Origin of the sequence: Streptosporangium sp. NPDC049078 (assembly GCF_040648855.1) — a bacterium.
GTDB lineage: Bacteria > Actinomycetota > Actinomycetes > Streptosporangiales > Streptosporangiaceae > Streptosporangium.
This window is the reverse complement of record NZ_JBEZEL010000003.1, coordinates 41,046-65,542: the sequence shown is the minus strand read 5'-3', so window position 1 is coordinate 65,542 and position 24,497 is coordinate 41,046. Positions and strand designations below refer to the sequence as shown.

The following is a 24,497-nucleotide window of genomic DNA, read 5'->3' as shown; positions in this document are numbered from 1 at the left end:
CCGTGCGCGTCACGCCGCGGGGGCAGAGCTTTTCTCCGAAGATCCTCCAAATCTGGGGCAAAGTATTCACTTGGCGCATACGGCTGCTTAGACTCCGAAACGCCCTTTTGATCCCCCCGGAGGACGCGTGCGACTTCGAGCTGTCGTGGCCATGGCGTTGGTCTTCACCCTCTCGCCCGCCATACCCGCCCTCGCCGAAGAAGTACCGGCGCCCCCGACGGCCTCCGCGAGCGAGAGCCCACCCGTGGCCCCGGGCGACGGATCCGGAGCCGGAGCCGAGGCCGGAGCAGGGGAGACGGGCGACGGATCCGAGGGGACGGGCGGTCAGGAGACCCCCGCCGACACACCGGTCTCACCCCCCGCCGACGCGACGCCCCCGCAGCCGAAACTGGAGGAGGGGCTCGCCTCCGACACCGACGGCGCCCGGGTCATCGTCGAGCTGGCGGCCCCCGCCGAGGCGGCCCCGGTGGCCGGGGAGGCACGGCAGCTGCCCGACGCCGAGGTCGTCCTCGAACCCGCGGACACCTCGTTCATCGTGGTCGAGGGCACCGGCGAGTCGCTCGCGAAGCTCGCCGAGGACCCGCGCGTCCTCTCCATCCGCCGCGACCGCGTCTACTCCCCCACCGCGCTGGGCTCGCTGAGTTCCGGCTCGCTCGCCACGAGCCTGCAGGTGATCGGCGCGGACAAGGCGCACGCCACCGGGACCAAGGGCGCCGGCCAGACGATCGCGATCATCGACACCGGGATCGACGCCGGCCACCCCGACTTCGGGGGCAAGGTCGTGGAGCAGGCCTGCTTCTCCGCCACGGACGAGGGCGCGCAGTCCCTGTGCCCCAACGGGCAGACGAACGACCCCGGATCCGCCGACGCGAACACCCCCGCCTGCGTCCACGAGGGTGTCAACCTGTGCGACCACGGCACCCACGTGGCGGGGATCGCCCACGCCGTCGCCCCCGAGGCGGACATCGTGGCGATCCAGGTCTTCAGCAGGTTCAACGACTGCGACGACGAGGGCGGGGTCTGCCTGAGCGCGTTCGAGTCCACGCTCCTGCTCGCCCTGGAGCACGTCGCGAAGCTCAAGGACGGCGGCAGGAACATCGCCGCGGTGAACCTCAGCCTCGGCGGCGGCCTGTACGAGGGAACCTGTGACGCCGAACCGGACCTGGCGGCGATGAAGAGCCGCGTCGACGACCTGCGCGCCAAGGGCGTGGCCGTCGTGGCCGCCGCAGGCAACGAGGGCGTGCCCGGCGCCGGGGCTCCCGGCTGCTTCTCCGCCCCGGTGACGGTCGGCGCGACGGGCGACGACGACACCGTCCCCTACTGGTCCAACTACGGTTCCGTGCTCGACCTCTTCGCCCCCGGCCTGGAGATCGAGTCCGCGGTGCCGGGCGGCGGCCACCAGGTCTACAGCGGGACCTCGATGTCCACCCCGTTCGTCACCGGCGCCATGGCGCTGATGGCCCAGAAGACCCCCGGTACCCCGGACGCGCTGGAGGCAGCGCTGAAGACCGCGGGCCGGCAGGTCACCTACGGCGGCGTGACCACCCCCCGCCTCGACCTGAACGCCGCGATCGCCGGAGGCACCCCGGGTGACCCCGTCACTCCCCCCGGCCCCGAGGTTCCCGGCGACGATTCCGGCCCGGAGACCGGCACCGACCCGAGCCCGGACCCCAGCCCCGAACCCAGTCCCGGGCCCAGCTCCGCTCCCCCTCCGCCGGCCCCGCCGAACGACCCGGTGCCGACGCCGGTCCCGCTGCCCACGGTGACGGTCACCGTCACCGTGACCGTCCCCCCGCCGGCGACGGCCACGGTGTGCACGCGCGGCAAGTCCACCAAGACGCTGAGCGCCGCGCAGTGGGCGGTTGAGGTCACCCGGGGCAAGGGCACGATCAAGGACGCGACGGTGAGCTGCTACCTCGGCCTGGTGGCCAAGGCGAGCAAGGTCTTCTCCGAGGTCACGCCCGCCTCCACCCTGGGCGGCGCGTACAAGGTGCTCAAGCCCGCCAAGAAGACGGCGAGGGCCAAGCTGGAGAGCGAACTGCTCGCCGCCTGGCTGAACTGGGCGAACGGCGGCGTGAACTTCACCGCGAAGATCAAGGAGACGGCCACGCTGAAGACGGTCCTCACCTCGGTCGAGAAGGCACGCCTGAAGGGCTCCTCCCCCGCCGCGTCCACCACGATGCTCAAGAAGCAGGTGAACGCCCGCCGAGCCGCGTAGCCCCGCAGGCCGTGTAGCCCCGTAGCCCGCGCAGAGCCGGAAGGCACGCGGTCTACGGGGCTCGCTTGTGCCAGAAAACGGGCGAGAACCTGCCGAGCCGCATAAGCCCGGTATGTGTCGCTTAGGGTGAGGGACATGGACGCGACCAAGGTGATCATCGATAGTGTCGAACGGTTCAAGCAGCGGCGTACCGCTCCCCTGATCCTTGAGCTCGACCTCACCGAGGGCCTGACAGACGGCAGTCCTCCGGCCGACCCGCTGAGCGCCATCATGGCGATGCGCAAGACGAGCCTCACCGACGTGCTCGCCGGGCTCAAGCGCGCCAGGAAGGACGACCGGGTCAGGGCACTGATCGTCAAGATCGGCACCCAGCCGCTGGGCCTCGCGATCGTCCAGGAGCTCCGCCAGGCTGTGATCCACTTCCGGGCCTCGGGCAAGCTGACCGTCGCGTTCGCCGAGACCTTCGGCGAGATCGGCGGGGGCACCGTCCCCTACTACCTGGGCAGCGCCTTCGAGCGGGTCTACCTCCAGCCCTCCGGCGACGTCGGCCTGACCGGTGTCGCGATGGAGCAGCGCTTCCTGCGGGGTGCCCTGGGCAAGATCGGCGTGGAGTACCAGATCGGCCAGCGGCACGAGTACAAGACGGCCGCCAACACCTTCACCCAGGACCACATGACCGAGGCCCACCGCGAGTCGATGAGCCGCATCACCGAGTCGATCACCGAACAGGTCGTGGCGGGCATCGCCGAAGGACGCGGCCTGGAGCCGGCCAAGGTACGCGAGCTGATCGACCAGGGCCCGTTCATCGGCGCCGAGGCCGTCGAGGCCAAGCTCGTCGACCGACTGGCCTACCGCGACGAGGTCTACGACGAGGTCAAGCAGTCCGTCGGCGACGGCGCGCTCCTGCTGTACGTCGGCCGCTACGCCAAGTCGCTGTCCGCGAAGAAGCTCCCGCACCCCGGCGAGCAGGTCGTCGCGCTCGTCCGCGGCAACGGCGCGATCCGGCTCGGCCGCAGCGGTCGCAGCCCGCTGGGCGGCGGTGGCGCGATGGGCTCCGACACCATCTGCGCCGCCCTGCGCGCGGCCCGCAACGACGACCACGTCAAGGCCGTCGTCTTCAGGGTCGACAGCCCCGGCGGCTCGTACACCGCCTCCGACGCCATCTGGCGCGAGGTCGTGCTCACCCGCAAGGCGGGCAAGCCCATCATCATCTCGATGGGCGATCTGGCCGCCTCCGGCGGCTACATGGTCTCGATGGCCGCCGACGTCATCGTGGCCCAGCCGGGCACGCTCACCGGCTCCATCGGCGTGTTCGGCGGCAAGGCGGTCATCGGCGGGCTGCTGGAGAAGATCGGCGTCACCTCCGAGACCGTCGGCGAGGGCGCCAACTCCGGGATGTTCTCCCCCACCAACGCCTTCTCCGAGGCGCAGTGGGCGCGGATCAACGCCTGGCTCGACCGGGTCTACGACGACTTCGTGAACAAGGTCGCCGAGGGACGCGGCCTGTCGCGCGAGCGCGCCCACGAGCTGGCCAAGGGCCGGGTCTGGACCGGCGCCGACGCCCTGGAGGGCGGCCTCGTCGACGAGCTCGGCGGCCTGGAGGACGCCCTCGCCATCGCCCGTAAGAAGGCGGGCCTCGCCGTCGACGCCCCCGTACGCGTCTACCCCAAGCTCAACCCCCTGGAGCGGCTGCGCCCCGCGGAGTCCAGCGAGGACAAGGCCGCCGCCCTGGCCAAGGTCCGCCTGGAGTCGTGGGGCCCCCTCGCCCACCTCGCCGGCGAGCTGGGCCTGCCCTCGTACGGCCCGCTCATCCTGCCGGGCACCTGGACGATCCGCTGACCTTCGTCGTACATCGCCGTGAGAGCCGTCCCGGTCGACCGGGGCGGCTCTCACGCCATCCGGCGCCGGACGAACGGTCGCCCGGTGCACCGCCAGTGCGGCGTCCCTCGCGGCGCCCGGAAAGGACAGGCCGCGCCCGATGAGCGTCGAGCCGGACACGCCTCCCGTCGCGGCGACTCTCGCGCCCGCACGAAACCTGCAGGAGCGCCCGTACGGAACCCCTGAGAAAGGGTGAGCGGGATTTCAGCGATAGCGGCTCCGGTAGCGCGCCAGCGGCAGCAGGGACGCGTCGACGTACTCGACCCCGAGGACCTTCGCGATGAACAGCGTGTGATCCCCGGCCGGGACCACCTTGACCGTCTCGGCCTCCAACGCGGTGACACCACCGTCCACCACGAGAGCCTCGCTCAGCGGACCCCGGTGGTGCGGCGTCCCCGCGAGCAACAACCTCGCACCAGGACGGCCTGCCGTGGCGAACCGGCTCGCGATCGCCTTCTGCCCGGCCGACAGCACACTCGCGGCCCATCTGTCCTGCCTGAGCAGCAGCTCGTTGAGATATCCGGCGCTGTCCAGGCTCACCATCACCAGCCGAGGATCCAGCGACAGCGAGGTGAAGGTGGAGACCGTCACCCCCACGTCGTCGCGGTCGTCCTTCACGGTGACGATCGTCACCCCGGTCACCACCTGGGCCATCGCCTCGACGAACTCGTTCATCCGGCCATCATCCCGGACCCATGCCGACCGCTTGGCCCGGCCCCATGTCCTCCGAACCACCTCACCTCATGCCCTCGCCCTTCTCCAACCGCGAGGCACCGGATGGACCAAAGACGAGACCGCCACCGGCATGAGAGCGCCGGACCCACCGACCTGGACTTCTCCGGAATGTTCCATGGCATAGACCGCCACCCGGTAGGAGAGCACCGGACCGGCGCCTGATCACCGCCGAGTCGGCCGGACGGCCACCCCTGGCATCATGGTCATCGGCCGACGCGACGGGAGCAGCTTCACATGCATGTCGAGACACACGGTCCTGCCGATGCCCCGCCCGTGCTCCTGCTGCACGGTGGCGGTGTCGCCGGTTGGATGTGGGAGCCGGTGCGTGAGCGTCTCGCGCGCGACCACCGGTTGATCGTCCCGGACCTGCCCGGCCACGACCGCAGCGCGGACGAGACGTATCACTCCCATGCCCAGACCGCAGAAGCCCTGACGAAGCTCCTCCACGACGTGGGCGGTCGCGTCTCCGTCGTCGGGTTCTCCCTGGGCGCGCAGCTGACGGTCCTGCTCGCCGCGCACCGGCCCGAGCTCGTGGAACGCGTGGTCGTGGTCAGCGCGCAGGCCAAGCCCATCGCGGCCACCGGCTTCACCCTCGGCCTACTCGGCGCCACCGCCGGACTCGCCCGGCAGCGGTGGTTCGCCAAACTGCAGGCCAAGCAGCTGTTCATCCCCGATCCGCTGCTCGACGACTACATCCGCACGTCCGCGAGCGTCTCGAAGCAGACCCTGCTCGCCGCAGTCGGCGAGAACCTGCGCTTCACGCCGCCGCCCGCGTGGTCGCGTTTCCCCCGCGAGGCGCTGATCCTCGCCGGCGGACGTGAACGGGCCCTGATGCGGGAGTCGGCCCGCGTGCTGCACGAGGCCCTGCCGGGCAGCGAGCTGGAAATCGTGGCGGACTGCGGACACGGCATCCCGCTACAACGACCCGACTGGTTCGCGGACCGCGTACGCGACCGGCTCGGCACCTGACCCCTGCCGCACTCGGCCCGATGTGCTCCGAATCACATCGCCCCACGACCTTCCCGTCGCCGCTTTCAACCCGCGAGAAATCACCCCCAGCCACTCCAGCACCACCGCCACCACCTTCGGCCCGCCCCAAAACCCCGAGTTCAAGCTCTCCGCTCCCCTCGTGGCCATTGCGAAGACCGCCATATCTCGCCGCTCGTGAACCCCGCCTTCAGAGAAACTCAAAGGCGAAGCCCCCAGGCGAACTGTGAGCCACCGCCCCCTCCCCCTACGTGATCGTTTCGGCTCGCCCCTCCCCGCAACCGAGCGTCACCGTGAGAACCCGGTCTCGATACACCGCATTTTCAAACCCGAAACACGTGTCCTATTTAGCCCCTCTTACACATATTGCGGACATAAAGGTTCTATGGGTAATTTCTGATCGTTTGCTGTTAGAACGCTCCGAACCGTCGACCTCGGCCCGCCTTGGGCCTGATGGCGGGCTGGGGTAACGCGGGAGCGATTGGCTCTCGCGCTGACTTGTTCGGAGGGTGACGGCGTATGCGCCGGAGTTTGTCATGGTCGTTTTCGGTAGTCGTGAGAACCTGGACGGCGGTGGCCGTGCTGGTGACGGCGCTACCGGGCCTGCTGCTGTTCCAGGCCTTTCCAGTGTCCGCCGCGACGGTGCAACCACTCGCCCTCTTTCAAGGCCCTCCCGACACACCTGACCAGTTGACCGGTTCGGCGGCGGGCTTTCCGTCCCTGGTGGAAACGGAGCGCACCTCGACAAAGGTGCAGGTGAAGTCCCCGACGGCGGAGATCGCTCCGCCCAAGGAGGCGTTGCCGCCCGAAGGCCGGTTCGTCAATGAGCCACAACCCTCCACGACGACGGCCCCGCCCCCTTCCAAGAAACAGCGGAAGCAGGCCGAGTCTCCGGCGCAAACATCGGCGGCCATGCTGGCGGCGCCCCCATGCGGGAGCGTTTCACCGTGGCGGTCCAATTACTCGGTCGCGCAAGGGGAGCGCGTCGCCTCGGCCGGCCGGATCTGGGAGGCGCTGCAGGCGATTTCCGGGATTGTCAACACCACACCCCCCGAGAACAGCTTCTCGTGGGTGTGGGCCGACCGGGGAGCGTGTCCGCTGCCCCCCGCCCCCACGGTCACCTCCATGACCCCCGCCAACGAGGCGCTGGTGATGACGCTGCAGCCGACGCTGTCGGCGACGGTGACATCGTGGGACGGCGGCGTCGCCAGCTTCGACTTCCTGGTCTGTGACAACCCGTCGATGTCGGGCGATTGCGTGTACTCCGACGACTACGACGATGTCTGCTGTGGACTGTACGGCCAGTGGACGCTCCCCGAAGGGTTGCTGGCCTGGGGCAAGGAGTACTGGTGGCAGGTGTACGTCAGCGACGCCTCCACGATCGGCGGCCAGGGACGTTACTCCTCGACTCGCTCCTTCACCATGGGGGTCCGCCAGCCGACGATCACTTCCAATCTGTCGACTCGGGGGATCAACGGCCAGGAGTTCTACCAGTCCACCGGTAACTACACGACGACCTTCACCGACGCGACGGTCGGCAGCGCAGGGCCGCCCCTGTCGGTGGTGCGGTCCTACAACAGCATGGACCCCCGACGCGACGGCGCGTTCGGAGCGGGCTGGTCGACCCGTTTCGACATGCGGGTCGTGCCGGAGACGATCCGGGGCTTCGAGGCGCTCCTGGTGACCTACCCCGACGGGCGTACGGTGCGCTTCGCCGACAAGGGAGACGGGACCTTCCAGCCACCGTCGGGCACGTACGCCACCCTGGCGACGGTTACCGGGGGCGGCTGGCGGCTGATGGACAAGTCGTCGACCTCCTACGTCTTCGACGCCCAGGGGCGGCTACTGAGGGTGACCGATGACCGTGGCCGCAGCCAGGAGATGACCTACGGCACCGACGGCAAGCTGAGCACGGTCACCGCGGCCGGCGGCAGGTCCCTGTCGTTCACCTGGACCGGAGCAAACGTCACCGCGGTGTCGACCGATCCTGTGAACGGATCCCCGCTGACCTGGACCTACGCCTACACCGGTGACCGCCTGACCAGGGTCTGCGCGCCGACGAGCGCGTGCACCGACTTCGAGTACGGCGCCGGATCGCTGTATCGCAGCTCGGTCCAGGACGCCGACCCGTTCGGCTACTGGCGGCTGAGCGACGCCTCCGGCAGCGCGGCCGATCTGGGCTGGGGCGCCGGCCCGGCCTCCTACTCCGGAGCGACGCGGGGGCGTCCGGGAGCGCTGGCCGGCACCACCGACACTGCCGTCGATCTGACGAGTTCGGGGTATGTGGAGGTGCCCTCAGGGCTCATGCCACGAATCCACCAGCAGGGAACGGTCGAGCTGTGGTTCAAGTCCACCGGAACGGGCCGCCTGCTGTCCTCGGGGCAGTTCGGCACCCTGGATCCGATGATCCAGGTGGGCACGGACGGCAAACTGCGCGCCTCCCTGCGGCCGACCTCCTCCCCCATCATCTCCCCCGCCGCGGTGAACAACGGCACCTGGCATCACCTGGCTTTCACACTCACCGGAAACAAGCAGACCCTCTACCTGGATGGCCTGCCCGTCGGGACGCTGACCCAGCCGGTGGCCACCGAGGCCCGTGACACCACCAGGATCGGCGGTGGCCTGGCCGGGTCCATCGACGAGCTCGCGGTCTACGACCGGCCACTGAGCGCGGACGAGGTCGCGGCACACTTCGCCGCCCGCGTTGAGGCCCCGAACAAACTGACCAAGGTCACCCTGCCGTCGGGCCGGGTGTGGGCGACCAACACCTACGACTCGGCATCCGAACGACTCAAGACGCACATCGACGCCAACGGGGGCACCTGGCAGATCGGGGCCCCGGCCTACAACCGGACGACCGGCGAGTCGACCGTGACAGTTACCGACCCGCGCACCGAGACACTGAAATACGTCTACGACGCCTGGCGCGGCTACCGCCTGGTCAGCCAGACCGACCAACTCGCCAAGGTCACCAAAGTCGCCTACGACACCGGCGGCTTCATTAGCAAGATCACAGACCCGAACAATAACGTAACTGAACATTTCAACGACAAACGAGGCAACCTTCTCAGAACCAAGAAGTGTCGGACGACGAATAGCTGTCAGACCGATCATCACGCGTACTACCTGAACAACAACAACCAGTTCGACCCCCGCAATGATCGGCCGATCGCCTCGCGGGACGCGCGTTCGTCCAGCGCCACCGACAACACCTACGCGACCAAGCGGGAGTACAACCAGCACGGCGAGATGCTCAAGCAGACCACCCCGGCCACCCCGGACTTCCCGAACGGCCGCTCCACCAGCACCACCTACACCGACGGCACCGAACCCGCCATCGGCGGCGGCACCACACCAGCGGGTCTGAACAAGTCCAGCAAGGATGCCAAGGGCAACGAGACGACCTACCGCTACAGCGCCGATGGTGACCTGGTCGAGCAGACCAGCCCGTCCGGACTGATAACGAAGTTCGCCCATGACGCGCTGGGCCGGGTGACCTCGCGAACCGAAATATCGGCAGCCCATCCCACCGGTGTCACCACGACGTTCACCTACGACGAGCTCGGGCGCCCGCTGACGCAGACTGCTCCCGGGGTGAAGAACGAGGTCACCAACGTCACCCACACCACCAAGACCACCTACACCTACGACGCGGACGGTAACAAGCTCACCGAGACGTTCTTGGATCTGACCGGTGGTGACCCGGCGCGCAACATCACCTATACCTATGACACCAGAGGGCGAACAGAGACGGTCACCAATCCCGAAGGCGGCGTGACCCGCTCCACTTGGGACGTCACCGGCGCCCTGGCCTCGACGACCGATCCGGTGGGCACCGTCTTGACCTACGCATACACCAAACGCGGCGAATCGGCCTCCGTGACGCTCAAGAACTGGACCGGCAGCCCGGTCGCCCCGCAGGCCGCTCGCGATGTGGTGCTGCAGGCGCTCTCCTACGACCCCGCCGGACGCCTGGCGGGTCAGGTCGACGCGATGGGTCGTAAGACCTCCTACAACTACTTCGCCGATAACCGTCTGTCCGAGATGATCGGCGACGATGTACGCCTCAACGGCTTGACCAGCCTGGACGACGTGGTGCTGCAGTCAAATGAGTATGACCCGGCCGGTAATCTCGTCCGCCAAGTCAGCGGCGGCGGCAAAGTCACCGTCCAGTCCGTCTACGATGCCGCGAACCGCCTCACCTCGATCACATTCGACCCCGCCGCTCTGGGGCGTAAAACCGCTTTCGAGTACGACGCGGTCGACAACGTCACGAAGAAGACCTCTACCGCGACCGGCACCACCCGCACCGAATCGGTCTCGTATGCCCACAACGTGTTGAATCAGGTGACCCGGCAGACGGTGGAGAACGGCACCGACGACCTGATCACCACCAACCTCTACGACGACCGGGGCCTGCTGAGCGCGACTACCGACCCGCGTGGGAACGCCTCCGGCGCCACGGCTGCGGACTTCACCACCACGATGCGCTACGACCTGGCCGGACGGTTGATGGAGACCAAGGCCGCGCAGGTGACGATCGAAAAGAACAGCACCACCGCCGCCATCGGGCAGCCCACCGTGAAGTACGGCTACAACAGCGCGGGCGAGCAGACCCACCTCGTCGATGCCGAAGGGCGCACCACCACCTCTGTCTTCGACAAGGCCGGGCGGCTGACCTCGACCGTCGGCGCGTCCTACACCCCGCCGGGCGGCAGCGCGATCACCCCGACGGTGAGTTTCGGCTACGACGAGGCCGGGCGGCAGACCACGGTCACCGACCCGCGCAACCACGTCACCTCCACTGTCTACGACGCGCTGGGGCGCCCGGTCAAGGTCACCGAACCCGGCCCGTCGGGGCCAGGCGGCGCCTGGGTGGGCGAGTACAACCTGCTGGGTGAACAGGTCGCGGCGACCGATCCCACCGGCGCCCGGAACGAGGCCACCTACGACGACCTGGGCCGGCAGATCACCCAGACCGTGATCGAGCGCACCCCCGCCACCGTCGCGCACACCACCGCTTTGACCTACGACACCGCCGGCAACCTCACCAAACGCGTCGCGCCCGGTAACAAGACCACCACTTACACGGTCAACGCCGCCGGAGAAGTCACCGCCACCGTCGCCCCGGCCACCCCCACCACCAGTGCCCCGGCCAGCCGCACCACCGCCTTCGGCTATGACCTGATGGGCCGGCAGACGAAGGTGACCGATGCACTCGGCAACGCCACCGAGGTCGCCTACGACCTCGCCGGCCGCAAGGTCTCCGCCAAGGACCTCAGCGGCACCGGCACGGTGCTGCGCACGGTCGGCTTCGGCTACGACGCGGCCGGTAACCCGACCAGCACCACCTCCGCCGAAGGCCACACCACCCAGCGCACGTTCGACGGCGCGGGGCGGCTGACCTCGCTGATCGAACCGGTCTCGGCGACCTCGTCGATCACCTCGACGTTCGGCTACGACGCGAGCGGGGCGCGTACCCGCACCACCGACGGCCGCGGCAACGCCACCTGGACCACCTACAACACCCTCGGCCTGGTTGAATCCGTCATCGAACCAGCCACCACCGCCCACCCAGGCGCCGCGGACCGCACCTGGACCAACCTCTACGACGCCTCCGGCAACGCCACCGCCACCCTGCAACCGGGCGGGGTGCGCCTGGATCGCACGTTCGACCATCTGGACCGGATGACCGCCGAGACCGGCAGCGGCGCGGCGATGGCCACCGTGAACCGTGCGGTCACCTACGACCAGGCCGGGCGAGTGACCGCGATCGGTGACTACAGCCTGGAATACAACGACCGTAGCCTGCTGACCAAGGTCTCCAAGGCCACCAATCAGGTCGCCGCCTACGCCTACGACGCCACGGGTAACCTCACCCAGCGCGTTGACCCGACCGGGACGGCCACCTACACCTGGGACGCCGTCGACCGGCTCAGCACCGCCAGCGACCCGGTGACCGGCCGCACCTGGACCTACGGCTACGACAACGCCAACCGGCTCACCAGCAAAACCTCCGCCAACCCGGTCGGCACCCAGACCTACGGCTACGACAGCATGGATCGGCTCACCTCCCAAGCGGTGAAGAACAACTCCGGCACCGAACTGTCGAAGATCGTCTATGGGTGGGACAAGGACGACAACCTCACCAGCAAGACCACCACCGGCACCGCCGGAGCCGGAACCAACACCTACGGCTACGACCGCGCCGGACGGCTGACCTCCTGGACCGCGCCCGGTGGCGCCGTCACCGCCTATGAGTGGGACGCCTCCGGCAACCGCACCAAGTCCGGGGCCGACACCTTTGCCTACGACCAGCGCAACCGGCTCACCTCCGGCGCTGGAGTCGACTACACCTACGCCCCCCGCGGCACCCTCGCCACCGAGACCAAAGCCGGTGTCACCCGCGATCTGGCCTTCGACGCCTTCGACCGCCTCGTCTCCGATGGAGAGGCCACCTACGGCTACGACGCCCTGGACCGGATGACCTCACGCACCAAGGGCGCCGCCCAGCAGCGCTTCGTCTACTCCGGGCTGACCAACGACATCACCACCACCACCGACGGTGTGGGCGCTGTCCAGGCCAAGTACGGCCGCGACCCCTTCGGCGGCCTGCTGAGTCTGCAGGAGGGCGCGATCCCCGCGCTCGCCACGATGACAGACCTGCACGGTGACGTGGTGGGCACCTTCTCCGGCACCGCCCTGGTCGACTCGACGGCCTACGACCCCTTCGGCAAGGTCACCCACCGCTCCGGCACCCAGCGCGCCCTCGGCTACCAGGGTGAGTACACCGACCCGGACACGGGCAAGGTCAACATGCACGCCCGCTGGTACCAGCCCGGCACCGGCGCCTTCACCTCCCGCGATGACTGGACTCTTTCTCCTGAACCTTCCAATCAAATAAACCGCTACACATATGGAAATTCAGATCCACTCGGAAACGAAGACCCTACAGGGCACTACCCGAAACCCTCAACTTTCAAAGAGGGGGGATATTGCATGACGGTGATGCACTGGACAAAATGCGCGCAAGCAGCATTGATAACCAACGAAACCGAAGAATTCGTTAACGGAAAAGAGGGCAACAAGGAAACCAAAAGAAGAAATGCGATTCGCCACTTCATCTGGCAGGTCAGAATTATGATGCAGTTTGGTGCCGACATCGCCAAGAAGCTTGGGGATAGTCACGAAAGGTTCAGACCCGACTACGAGAAGGGCAAAGACGATGAAAAAAAGAGGCAGGGGAAGGAAAGTGACACCGACTTCGACCAGCGCATCAACGCTTTCGCCAGAAAGTATACCTACGAACACCAAAAAATATTGAGAGACATAAAGTCGACTCATGGAGACGATGCCTGGTTGAACTATCTGTATGCTGTAGGAATTGATGAGATGTGCAGTGAAGGAATTCTCAAAGCTAATTCATGCCCTGAACATTACTACGCAGGCCGGCCTCCCGGAAGCAAGAGAAGCAATGCGGAACGGAAGCGCGAATCCAAAAAAGTAAGAGACCAGGCAAAGATTGACGCCGAGTGCATGTCTGGACCGTGCACGAAAAGCTACAGCGGCCACTACGACTTCTGGCATATCGAAAACGCAGCCAACATCTGGAGCGTTGAGTCTGGCATACCATGCGAAGTATGGAATCCCGGAAACTGCGACAAGCCCACGCGTAACTTTGAAATAAACTCCGCCGAAACATGGGAGTCGTACGTTTGGAACCTGAGTTCGGAATCATTTAGATATACGAGCAGCGCCCGCGAATGGACACAACCACAGATCGTCAGTTTTCACCAATACATCATCATAAGGTGAAGCCGAGATCGCACACGAGGTGGTTAGATCTGATGACATCGAATTCAGTCACTCCTCCGACCCGCCACCAATAATATTAATGCCCAACAGGAGGGAACGACTTTCAATTGAAATTTTCAACGACTATCACATTAAGGAGATCGTGTGCTGCAAGAAGGTCTTGTGAAATCACTGAGCACCGTGTCGGTGATCGTATTTTTCGCCGCTGGCCTGGCAGCCTGCTCTGGAGAAAATCAGTCCGAGACCTGCTGGGCGAGGGCAGATAAGGAAAACAAGATGCTCGCCGGACTGATCCATTCCGCTTTCAAAAATCACAGAGTTGTACTTTCCATTGAAGAAAGCAATGGATGTGATTCCGCAAACAACGGGGCATGGCTGGATGTCACCCTGAATGCAAACGTAACGAAGAATGAAGTTCGAAACGCATTCACGAAGGCTGGATGGTCATCGAATGTCGATAAATTCATGCCCTGCGGACCGACCTGCAATCCCACAATGGCCATACAGTCCGGAAAGCGACGTATCGGCATGAACCTCAGCAAGGAGGCCGATACGCCTTGGATGATTTCCATGCAAGCCATTGACGATTGCTGGACCGACGACAGTTACACCTGTTGACCCTTTTTGCCGTATATGATAAGTGCACATTAAAAGCAGAGCGCCGGCGGGAACGTCATTGAAACCAGGTAGCGGCATCTGGAATCTCGGCAAGGAGAAAGGATGCAACTGAGGAAAGCTCCAAGACACAGATGGATGTTCACCCGCCCCCCTCCACCAAGGCCACTACAGAAGTGAATCGCTGCCGCTAGAGTCAGAAATTCTGAGGGAGTCAGTCCTTGCCGACCCGGACACACTTCATCAGTGCGACGGGCCGACGGCTCTGAGCCCAACCACCGACTTATGCGTGAATTTATACAGCATCAGTCAATCGGTCATATTCAGCCACGATCTTTATGATCTTCGTATGGTCGGCTGCGGCATTCGACCAAGAGTTGATTTCGCTTCATGCTCGGGGTGGTAGCCCGGCTGTCGTGCCGGGTGGGCGGAATTTCGGCCGCGCAACGAAAGCTCAGCCGCCTGATTCGCTGCTGCGGCTGGGCGTGTGTTTCGCCGATGACACGAAGACCACCATCGAGCACCTGCGGAACAGGATGAACCCTTTCAGTGATCCGCTGGCCGAGCCCATGCTGGCATGGTCGCCAAGCGGCAGCTATTGGCGTGTCACGCAACCTTGGTGGGATAACTGGTCCATGAGCGGATCGGGGAGCTGGCCGCGAAGCTGACCTTGGGCTGGGCGTGCCGGTTGTGCCAGCGGATGTAGGCGGCGATGGCAGCGTTCTGCTCGGGGTGGCTGCGGCGGTTGGTGCCGTTGAGGGCGAAATAGCGCAAAGCGGCGAATTCGGACTCGATCCAGTTCAGCCAGGAGGCGTAGGTCGGCAGGAACACCAGCTCGACGTCGTTGGCGGCGGCCCAGGCTTTGACCTGGGGATGCTTGTGCGGCGAGTAGTTGTCCACGATCAGGTGGATCGTGCCTGCGGGCCAGCGCTCGCGCAGGGACTTGATGAACGACAGGAACTCGCGCCAGCGTTTGCGTTCACGGATCCGGTAGTGGATCTTCCCGGTGGCCAGGTCCAGGGCGCCGAGCAGGTGCATGACCCCGCTGTAGCGGTTGTAGGTGGCCCGCAGGCGGCGGGACCTCTTACCTGGCCGCCAGGTCTTGCCCTTGCGGGGTTGTAGGTTCAAGGGGCCGAACTCATTCAAGCACACCACCCGCCCACCCTGTGGCGGGGCGTCGTACAGGGCCAGGATGCGCTGCATCTTGGTGACGAAGTCGGTGTCGTTGCTGCTCTTCCATGCCGTGGTGGTCTGCCATGACACCTTGCCGGCCTTGAGGATCCGCGCCAGGTGCTGGCGGCTGATCGAGGTCACCAGCCGCAGCTCGATCAGGTGGGCGGCGAGCTTGGACAGGCTCCAGGTGGAAAAGCCGGTGAGGCCCCACTCGGCGGGGGTCGTCCGGGCGATCAGGCAGATGCGCTCGCGCACCCACTCACTGATCATGCGTGGACGACCCCCGCTCCATTTTGGGTCCAAGGCCTCGAACCCCCGCTCGTTGAACGCGTGCACCACCTGGCGCACGTAGTCGTCACTGACCTGCATCAACGACGTGATCGCCGAAGCCGACTGTCCTTGTGCGGACATCAGCACCACGATCGCCCGCCGCAGCTTCACCGGATCCTTGGCCGATCGGGTGATCCTTTGCAGGCGCCGTCCTTCCTCCATCGTCAGCGCACGGACGAACACCTCGGGTTTACGTGCCATGACCACCTCCCAGAACTACTCCGGGACCAGGCTGGCCTGCTCACCCGCCGAGATCAAATAGCCCAGCAAGGTTCAGTGACACGCCACTATGATCACCTTCATCCCAACTCACAACCCTGACGTGTTGGCATTTTTCCCAATTTCCATTACGTCGGAGTCGTACTGTCGGCCTCAGGACGCTTCCATTGTCGATTGATAGAGGTCTTCGAATCTTCGGACTGCGGCGGTGTCCGCGAAGGGGTGGAGACGGGAGCGGATGGCTTCCATGCGGTCGGTGACGCGGGCTGAGTTGACTTTGACCGCGAGGTTCAACGACTTCGCAGCGGCCTCCGTGGCCTGCTCGATCTCGCGGGCTTGGGCGTAGGCGTCGGCGAGCCAGCTCAGGTAGAGCGAAAACTCTCGGGCGCGCGTGGCGTCGTAAGTGTCGAGGCCCTGGGTGAGCAGCGGTTCGGCCTTGAGCGGGCGGCCGAGTTCGGTGAAGCATCGGCCGGCCATCACGTCGACCTCGCCTCGGTCCAGCCAGTAGACCCATTTGGGGTCCTCGTCTCCGTCCCCGTGCTGCTCGAACACCCGGTCGACCTCGCCGAGTGCCCGTTCGGTGATCGTCGAATCTCCCGCTTTGGCGTGTGCCCAGGCCACTCGTTCCAGCAGTAGAGCACGGGTGAGCGGGGTGCTTGATCGCTCGGCGCCCTTGACCGCTGTACGGGCTATCGTGGCCGCTTGTCTGGGGTCTCCCACGTTGGCCATCTGGTAGCTCAGCGAGGACAGCAGATTGGCCGCCGTCGGCTCGTCTTGGGCGACGTGCGCGGCCTGGATGCCTTGGACGTAGTAGGTACGGGCGCGATCGTAGAGTCCGGCGTCAGAGGTCACCCATCCCGCGAGCTGGCAGAGCTCTCCCACCGCTTTCAGCAGACGGCGGCCCACATCCTCGCGGTAGGCGGCCTCCCTGACGACCGTGACGGTCGCCTCCAACTCCTGGGAGACGAGTGCATGCAGATCCGTACCCCCCACGTAGTCGTCGAGGTGGCGCAGATGATCGACTCTGGTCTCGATCTTGTCGATCAGTGAATGCCCGACGCGACGTCCCGAGCGGATCTCGTGGAGCTGCGGTGCCTCCACGATCAGCCACTCGTGGGCGACGCGAAGCGCGGACTCCTCCGACAAGGCCTCGCTCTCGGCGGCCAGCCCGGCGGCCATCGCCTCGTTGCTCTCTCGCGTCCACCCGTCACTGAACAGCGTCAGGCGATCACCGTTCACGCTCGGCGGGGTGATACCCAGTCGCTTGGCGCGAGACAGGACAACCGCCTGGTCGAGCATCGCCAGAGGCAGATCGAGCACGATGCTCAACCACGGCAACCAGGCCAGGGGCAGCCGCTTGCCGCGCTCCCAGCGGGAGACCTCATTGCGAGTGATCGTGGCCTGCCCGGACACCCGTGCAAGCCGATCGGCGAGACTCGCCTGGGTGAGGCCCTTGGCCTGCCGGGACTGCTTGATCAGTTCCTCGATCGTCAGACCTTCCACACCCTGGCTCCTTTCGCGCACCATCTGTAGGCCAGGAAGCGGCCCCCAGCGACTGACTCGGCTTCAGGGCGGCCCCTCGATCCGGGCCCCTGTGAGGCTCCTTCCATGGTCACTCACCTGCGGTTCTCTTGGAAGGGAATTACACAGAGTTACTCGACCTCACCTGGAGCAGATATGCCGGGCGACTCCCCATCAGTGATCACCGTGAACCCCTGCCGAGCCATAGAGCCCTCCCGGGAGGAGGGAACCGCCTGCGATGACTACGGCCGAGTACCGCGCGCACTGGCATTGCGGTTCACCGGCTGGTGTCTTTGGTACGGCAAGGCCACCAGACGCTGGTGGGCACTGCCTCCCACCTGGTGCCAACAGCGCGTCGGCCTGATCGAAGCCGACACCCCCACCGAACTCGCCGCACAGATACAGCACATTGAGGACTTCCGCCCCCACCTCATCCCTGAGCAGTCGGCACCCCTCATCCTCGGCGCAGACACTCACGCCCCGCAGGCCAAAGGCCCCAGCAAGGAGAGCAGAGCCACTGCAAACATCCGGTTCGACAGGAGCGAGGGCAAGGGAGGTGGGCAAGATGGCAGCGCAATTCCTGTCCCTGCTCGTCGGCGTACTCGCTGACCGCCTCCGCACCACGACGACCACCGATGCCGTACGGTCACCGCACCCGGGACGGATCCCCGGCTGGCCGGAGTCCCTCGGCCACACGCCCGTCATCTCTCAACGGTTCGCCGCCACCCCCGACCAGGTCAGACCCGCACGCGCCTTCGTCGCCGAACTCCTCGGCGACGACCACCCGCTCCGCGACGACGCCATGCTCCTCACCAGCGAACTCGCCACCAACGCCGTCGAACACGCCAGAGGACCACTCGATGCGCAACCGGCAGACACCGAAGCCACCGACGCCGGACCGTACAACGCGGGGCCGTACGACGACACCGGACCGCACGACACAAGACCGTACGAGCACGACGCGGGGCCGGTCGAGCGAACACCGGAGTTCGTCGTCACGGTGGCCTTCCTCTCCCACGGCGTGCTCATCACCGTCCAGGACCCCGGCGCCTCACAGATCCCCTGCACCGGAAAGCCAAGCCCAGAGACCACCGGCGGCCGAGGACTCCTCCTCGTCAACGACCTCGCCACCCGCTGGGGATTCCACCGCGACCCCACAGGAACCGTCATCTGGTTCGAGCTCCGCTCGAACCAGACCACCACCCGGATCAGGTAGCCCTCACCAAAGGGGGACACCTGCCGAAGAGCATGTCAAGCGTTGCTCGGCTCCCTGCGTGAACGGCGTTTCCGCTGGATCAGCAGGAACGTGATCGCCGCGAGTACGGCGAGGAAGGCACCGACGGCGAGTGCCACCATGAGGTAGGGGTCCGTGTCCATCTCCGCCTTGACCGCTCGCGCCGCGCCTGCGGCGGGAAACCGGATGGTCGCTTCGGCGCTGCGTTTCGTCAGCCCGCTCTCCAGGCGCATACGGGCACGCCACGGGCCATCGGGCACCTGCTCGGTGAGGGTGGCGGTGACGGATCCCGTGTCACCGGGAGCGAGCGTCGTGCCCGTTTGGACCCTGTACGGACCCGCGCTGTGGTGCTGGCTTCCGGAGCTGCTGGTCAGTTTCAGGTCGCCGCTCAGGTCGAGGGCGCGGCCCCCGGTGTTGTGCACCTGCGCCATGACGGCCTGCTGACCGTCCGGTGAGCGCTGGGCCGTCAGCGAGTCGATGGTGAAGTCCGATGGCGGCGGGTTGCCGCGACCGACGTCCAAGTAGAGCCGGATACCGACGCGGTTGATCTGGGCGAGGCCGCCACCGGGCGGCGCGGCCTTGGCAGTCTCGGCCCAGATCATGGCGTAGCGCTCTCCGGGAGCGGCATCATCTGGCACGGCGACGGTCACGGTGACCGGCGCGCGGCCCTCTGGGGGCAAGACCACCTCATGCCGGTCCATGCTGGTCCAGGCGGACAGCTCATTGGCGGTGTGATCATCGGCGAACTGGAATTTCCGGTCGCTGATCTGTGCCGCGGCCGAGTAAATAGAGAGCTGCTTGGGTGAGCCGGTCGTGTTGAACACCTCGACCCGCCGATGGATGACGGTACCCGGCGCGAGGTGATCGACGATGTAGGCCCATGCCCGCTTGTCGGCTCGGGCCGCGACCGGCGCTTCGAGCAGGCGGATCCCGATGCCGCTCTCCGATGATCGAGCCGCCGCCTGCGCGGGCGCGTCGAGCGTGCCGGTGGCCAGGGTGAGAATCCCGGCCACCAGCAGCCCCGTAACGATGGTAGGCAGACGCACGATTGTCGCCGGCTCCGCTCAGCCGACCGAGTGGGTGACGGTGCCGGAGTAGGTTCCTCCGACGGCCGTGGTCGGAATCGTCACGGTGAGCGTTGGATTCCAGGTGGCGGTGTTGTTACCGACGAGGTTGGTGCCGGTGAACGCGACGCGCGGCACGTTGATGATGCCACCGGGACCCGGCGTGAAGGTTCCCTGGCCCGTCGTGGCGGTGGCCGATCCGGGGGAATAGGAGACATTGATGTTTCCGATGGTCTCTGGCGCTGTCCCTCCGCCGGTGGTGAAGTCGGTGGAGATGACGCTCGCGTTCCAGGAACCGTTCAGGGTGGCGCGATCGTCGGTCACCGTGACCGGGCCGATCTGCCCCGAGATGCTGGTGGCACCGGCGGCCACCGAGCCGAGGTTCGCCGTCGACGGCGCACTGATCGTCAGACCGGCGGTCGTGATCGAGAACGTGACGATGGTGTCCACGGCCAGGGCGGGCAGAGCTGTCGCCGCGGCCAGGCCGAGGCCGGCGACGACGGTAGCGATCGCCAAAAGCGGTTTACGCATCTTTTGGTCCTATGTTCAAGCGGATGTGAGAAGCGAAGCGCAGCTCGGACGCCTGATCCAAGGGGCAAGCCCGCAGGCATACCGCCACACTTCGCAGCAGACGATAACTCTCCGTAGCGACACAAGGTGTAGGACACGACGCGCGCATTCGGCACAACACCGTTCCATGACAGTGAAATGCCGAAAGGCATGGAATCCGGGCATCCGTTCGCCGGAGGGTGAGCTCGTGTGTGTTTCTCTTCTGCTCGAATTACTTCCTTGGCGGGCCTGAGGGCAACGGCGCTTCATTGGGGCATTGAGAGCCCGATCATGGTGCCGCGCCCGCCTGTGCCGCCGACCGGTAGGCGCGCCACCGGTCCGACGACAGCCGGTGGGAACGCCGGAAGGCGGGTGGATGTCCACCCGCCTTCCTTTGGGACCTTTGTGAAACCGTTGGGACCGCCGACAAAAACCTAGAGCAGGCCGTTCTGGGTGAGCCAGTCCTTGGCGACCGCCTCGGCGTCGTCCTTGTCGACCGCGACGCGCTTCATCAGCGCGACCAGGCCGGCGGTGTCCAGCTTGGCGGAGACCGCGTCGAGGGTCGTCCGCACCGTGTCGTTCACGCCGGCCTTGTTGACCAGGGGGGCGATGTTCTCCGCGGCGAAGGCGCTCTTGTTGTCCTCAAGGGAGACGAGGTCGTTCACGATGATCTTCGGGTCGGTGGTGAAGACGTTGCCGACCTGGACGGTGCCGTCCTTGATGGCGTCGGCGGTGGCGTCGCCGGTCTTCTTCCACTCCTTGAACTCCAGGCCGTAGGTGTCCTTGAAGTTCTTCTCCTGGCGGGTCTGGAACTCCGGCGGACCGCCCACCGAGTAGTTCTTGGCGACCTTGACCAGGTCCTCGATCGTGGTGAGGCCGTCCTTGGTGGCGGTCTCCTTGGTGACGGTCAGCGAGTTGTTGTCCTCGGCCGCGGCGGGGGTGAGGACCTCAAGCTCGGCGGGGAGCTTCTCCTTGAGGCCGGCGACGACGTCGTCCTTGGACTTCGCCGTGGTCGTGTTGTCGACGAAGGCGAGCAGGGAGCCGATGTACTCCGGCAGGATGGTGAGGCCGCCGCTCTTGATCTGGTCGTACAGGACCTCGCGGCTGCCGATGTTGAACTTCTCCTCGACCTCGACTCCCTTCGCCGCCAGGGCCTGGGAGTAGATCTCGCCGAGCAGGACGTTCTCCGGGAAGTTGGCCGATCCGATGACGACCTTCCCCCCTTCGGCGGGAGCGGCGGCGGACCCGGACTCGGCGGGGGCCGGGGAGGCGCTGGTGAGCGGATCTCCGCCACCGCATCCGGTAAGTGTGAGCGCCGCGGACAGGAGGATCGCCGCGGTGCTGATCAGGCGCTTCATGGTGCTATTCCCTTCCAAAACGGGGGGTAATGAAGACTATCTGATGGCCTGGCGCTCGCTCACCCCCGGGGAGACCGTTGCGCGCTGTACCAGGGTGAACCCGAGCTGAACGATCAACGCGAGCAGTGCTACGAGAACCGCTCCGCCGATCGTGCTCGGGAAATTCTTGGTCGCGAGACCGTCGATGATGAAACGGCCGAGACCGCCCAAGCCTACGTACGCGGCCACCGTCGCGGTCGCCACCACCTGGATCGCCGCCAGGCGCAGACCCAGCAGGATGAGCGGCAGCGCGACCGGCACCAGCACCCGGCCCAGGACCTGCCCGCCCCGCAGGCCCATGCCGTACGCGGCGTCGCGCAGGTCGGGGTCGACCCCTCGGATGCCCTCGTAGGTGTTGACCAGGATGGGCGGCACGGCGAGCGCCACCAGCGGGATGAGCACCGGCAGGCTCGTGCCGACGCCCAGGAACAGGACGATGAGGACGAGCAGGCCGAGCGTCGGCAGAGCGCGGGCCGCGTTGGCGGTGAGGATGACGAACAGGGCGCCCCTGCCGGTGTGGCCGATCAACAGCCCCAGCGGCAGCGCGATCAGCATGGCGAGGAGCAGCGAGAGACCGGCGAACTCCAGGTGTTCGAGCAGCCTGTTGGGGATCCCGTCGGGTCCCGACCAGTTGGCCGGGTCGCCGAAGAAGTCGAGCAGCCAGTTCACGCGGCACCCCTTACCCGCGGCGCCCGCGACACCCGCGTCATCAACGAGGTCAGCGACATCCACCACCTGATCGGTCGAGCCGCAAGGACCGCACGAGACACGATCAACCGTTTCACGCGGACCCCCTCGCCCTCGACCACGGGGTGAGCAGGCGCTGCGCCAGGATGAGCAGCAGGTCGGCGATCCCCGCGAGCACCACGACCAGCACGATGCCGACGACGATCGGGGTGTAGAACTGCCGCTGCCAGCCGTCGATGAACAGGTAGCCGAGCCCGCCCCTGCCGACCAGCGCGCCGACGCTGACCAGGCTCACGCTCGCGACCGTGGCCACCCTGAGCCCGGCGAGCACGACCGGTACCGCGATCGGCAGCTCCACCTGGAGCAGCCTGCGCAGCGGGGTGAAGCCCATCGCCACCGCGGACTGGCGCACATGGTCGGGGACCGAGCGCAGCCCGTCGACGACGGCGGGGATCAGCACCGCCATCGCGTAGAAGGTGAGCGGGACCATCACGGTCATCCGGGTGGCGAGGCCGGTGATCGGGATGAGCACGATGAAGACGGCGAGCGAGGGCAGCGAGTAGATCACGTTCATCACGCCGACGGTCGGCTGGTAGAGCCAGCGCCAGCGGACCCCTGCCAGCCCGAGCGGGAGCGCGATGATCAGTCCGACGAGGATCGGCACCAGCGCCATCACGATGTGGTCTTCGAGCAGGCCCTGGATCGTGGGCCAGTTGCGCCCGATCCAGTCCCAGCGGACCAGGGGCTCGTCACCCATCGACGCCCCCTGCGGGAGCGGCGGCGGCTCGCGACGGGCCGCCGATGCTGCTCGCCACCGTGGCCAGTGCCTCGTCCAGCGCCTCGCGGGTGGCGACGCCCACGGCCTTGCCCGACTCGTCCACCGCGACGGCGCTGCCCGACGGGGTCAGCAGCGTCGCGTCCAGCGCGGCGCGCAGCGAGTCGCGTCCGCTGACGAAGGTCCCGTACGGCGCGAGTTCGGTGTCGGCGAGGGTGCCCGACTCGGGCAGGTCCTTGACGGCGGCCCAGCCCAGCGGCCGGTTCTCCCCGTCCACCACGGCGAGCCACGGCTCGCCGGTGGCACGTGCCGTGGCGATGTCGGTGGAGGCGGGGACGAGCAGGTCGGTGCGGAGCCGTACTCCCTCGTCCGAGACGAACGACAGCCGCCGGATGCCCCGGTCTCGGCCCAGGAACTCGCGGACGAAGTCGTCGGCGGGCCGAGCCAGCAGCGTCGCGGGGTCGTCGAGCTGGGCGAGGTGGCCCCCGACCCGGAGCACGGCGACCCGGTCACCGAGCTTGACGGCCTCGTCGATGTCGTGGGTGACGAACACGATGGTCTTGTTCAGCTCGGCCTGGAGCCGCAGGAGCTCCTCCTGAAGGCTCGTACGGACGATCGGGTCGACCGCGCTGAACGGCTCGTCCATCAACAGTACGGGCGGGTCGGCGGCGAGCGCGCGGGCCACGCCGACGCGCTGCTGCTGCCCGCCGGAGAGCTGGAAGGGGTAGCGGCCGGCCATCTTGGGGTCGAGCCCGACCCGCTCCAGCAGCTCCATCGCGCGGTCGCGCGCCTTCTTCTTGTCCCAGCCGAGCAGCAGGGGCACCGTCGCCACGTTGTCGACGATCTTGCGGTGCGGGAAGAGCCCGGCCTGCTGGATGACGTAGCCGATGCCCCTGCGCAGGGTCGGCGGGTCGATGGTCTTGACGTCGACGCCGTCGAGGAGGATCTGTCCCTCCGAGGCGTCGATCATTCTGTTGATCATGCGGAGGGACGTCGTCTTACCGCATCCCGAGGGACCGACGAAGACGGTTATCTCCCCGGTCGGCACCTCAAGGCTCAGGTTGTCCACGGCGACGGTCCCGTCGGCGTAGCGCTTGGTGACACCGTTGAATGTGATCATGCGCAACCTCTTGTTTTCGCAGGGTTACGGCTCCCCTGCCACAACCGTCCCCATGATCCAGCACAGGTCAGCCTATGCCCCTCATCTCCGATCTGTCTTCCAGGCTTTCCCCAACCAGCTCCGAAGCAGATCCACAAGTGTATTTCTCAACAAAAGGGCATTGAGTAGTGCGGGAGGTGC

Annotated in this window: 15 protein-coding genes; 6 read left to right on the top strand and 9 right to left on the bottom strand. The window is 66.5% G+C overall.

All coding sequences use genetic code 11. The features are described from left to right. Positions 1-127: 127 nt before the first annotated feature. Positions 128-2,218 (top strand): S8 family serine peptidase, encoded by a 2,091-nt coding sequence (locus AB0B90_RS05455; protein ID WP_362920939.1) that lies wholly within the window; start codon positions 128-130, stop codon positions 2,216-2,218. 135 nt (positions 2,219-2,353) lie between these two features. Then, positions 2,354-4,057, top strand: coding sequence for a signal peptide peptidase SppA (sppA, locus tag AB0B90_RS05450; protein WP_362899290.1), 1,704 nt, complete (start codon positions 2,354-2,356; stop codon positions 4,055-4,057). A gap of 243 nt (positions 4,058-4,300) precedes the next feature. Here sppA and AB0B90_RS05445 read toward each other — a convergent pair whose 3' ends face one another. After that, positions 4,301-4,771, bottom strand: coding sequence for a flavin reductase family protein (locus AB0B90_RS05445; RefSeq protein WP_350947526.1), 471 nt, complete (start codon positions 4,769-4,771; stop codon positions 4,301-4,303). A gap of 294 nt (positions 4,772-5,065) precedes the next feature. Between AB0B90_RS05445 and AB0B90_RS05440 the strand changes: the two genes are divergently transcribed. From AB0B90_RS05440 to AB0B90_RS05430, 3 genes are all read left to right on the top strand, one after another. Next, positions 5,066-5,800: an alpha/beta hydrolase gene (locus tag AB0B90_RS05440; RefSeq protein ID WP_350947525.1), complete on the top strand. Its 735-nt coding sequence runs from the start codon at positions 5,066-5,068 to the stop codon at positions 5,798-5,800. A 591-nt stretch (positions 5,801-6,391) separates the two neighbouring features. After that, positions 6,392-13,633 (top strand): LamG-like jellyroll fold domain-containing protein, encoded by a 7,242-nt coding sequence (locus AB0B90_RS05435; protein WP_362920936.1) that lies wholly within the window; start codon positions 6,392-6,394, stop codon positions 13,631-13,633. A 144-nt stretch (positions 13,634-13,777) separates the two neighbouring features. Continuing rightward, entirely contained in the window at positions 13,778-14,251 is a 474-nt protein-coding gene (locus AB0B90_RS05430) for a hypothetical protein (protein WP_350947523.1), read from the top strand. 603 nt (positions 14,252-14,854) lie between these two features. Here AB0B90_RS05430 and AB0B90_RS05425 read toward each other — a convergent pair. Together AB0B90_RS05425 and AB0B90_RS05420 are read right to left on the bottom strand one after the other, a co-directional pair. Then, on the bottom strand, positions 14,855-15,952 hold the full coding sequence (locus tag AB0B90_RS05425) for an IS630 family transposase (protein ID WP_350947522.1): 1,098 nt from the start codon (positions 15,950-15,952) through the stop codon (positions 14,855-14,857). A 171-nt stretch (positions 15,953-16,123) separates the two neighbouring features. Then, positions 16,124-17,473 (bottom strand): helix-turn-helix transcriptional regulator, encoded by a 1,350-nt coding sequence (locus tag AB0B90_RS05420; RefSeq protein ID WP_350947521.1) that lies wholly within the window; start codon positions 17,471-17,473, stop codon positions 16,124-16,126. A 583-nt stretch (positions 17,474-18,056) separates the two neighbouring features. Here AB0B90_RS05420 and AB0B90_RS05415 point away from each other — a divergent pair. Beyond that, positions 18,057-18,707, top strand: a complete 651-nt coding sequence (locus tag AB0B90_RS05415) for an ATP-binding protein (protein ID WP_362920933.1) — start codon at positions 18,057-18,059, stop codon at positions 18,705-18,707. Positions 18,708-18,742: 35 nt separating this feature from the next. On the opposite strand, the gene AB0B90_RS05410 is transcribed toward AB0B90_RS05415, so the two are convergent. From AB0B90_RS05410 to AB0B90_RS05385, 6 genes are all read right to left on the bottom strand, one after another. Further along, entirely contained in the window at positions 18,743-19,771 is a 1,029-nt protein-coding gene (locus AB0B90_RS05410) for a peptidase (protein ID WP_362920931.1), read from the bottom strand. An 18-nt stretch (positions 19,772-19,789) separates the two neighbouring features. Next, on the bottom strand, positions 19,790-20,320 hold the full coding sequence (locus AB0B90_RS05405; protein ID WP_362920929.1) for a hypothetical protein: 531 nt from the start codon (positions 20,318-20,320) through the stop codon (positions 19,790-19,792). 452 nt (positions 20,321-20,772) lie between these two features. Further along, entirely contained in the window at positions 20,773-21,696 is a 924-nt protein-coding gene (locus tag AB0B90_RS05400; protein ID WP_350947517.1) for an ABC transporter substrate-binding protein, read from the bottom strand. A gap of 36 nt (positions 21,697-21,732) precedes the next feature. After that, positions 21,733-22,404 (bottom strand): ABC transporter permease, encoded by a 672-nt coding sequence (locus AB0B90_RS05395; protein ID WP_350947516.1) that lies wholly within the window; start codon positions 22,402-22,404, stop codon positions 21,733-21,735. Between the two features lie 112 nt (positions 22,405-22,516). Next, positions 22,517-23,179, bottom strand: coding sequence for an ABC transporter permease (locus AB0B90_RS05390; protein WP_350947515.1), 663 nt, complete (start codon positions 23,177-23,179; stop codon positions 22,517-22,519). Then, positions 23,172-24,317: an ABC transporter ATP-binding protein gene (locus AB0B90_RS05385; protein ID WP_362920927.1), complete on the bottom strand. Its 1,146-nt coding sequence runs from the start codon at positions 24,315-24,317 to the stop codon at positions 23,172-23,174. Before AB0B90_RS05385 ends, AB0B90_RS05390 begins: the two co-directional genes overlap by 8 nt. Positions 24,318-24,497 lie beyond the last annotated feature (180 nt).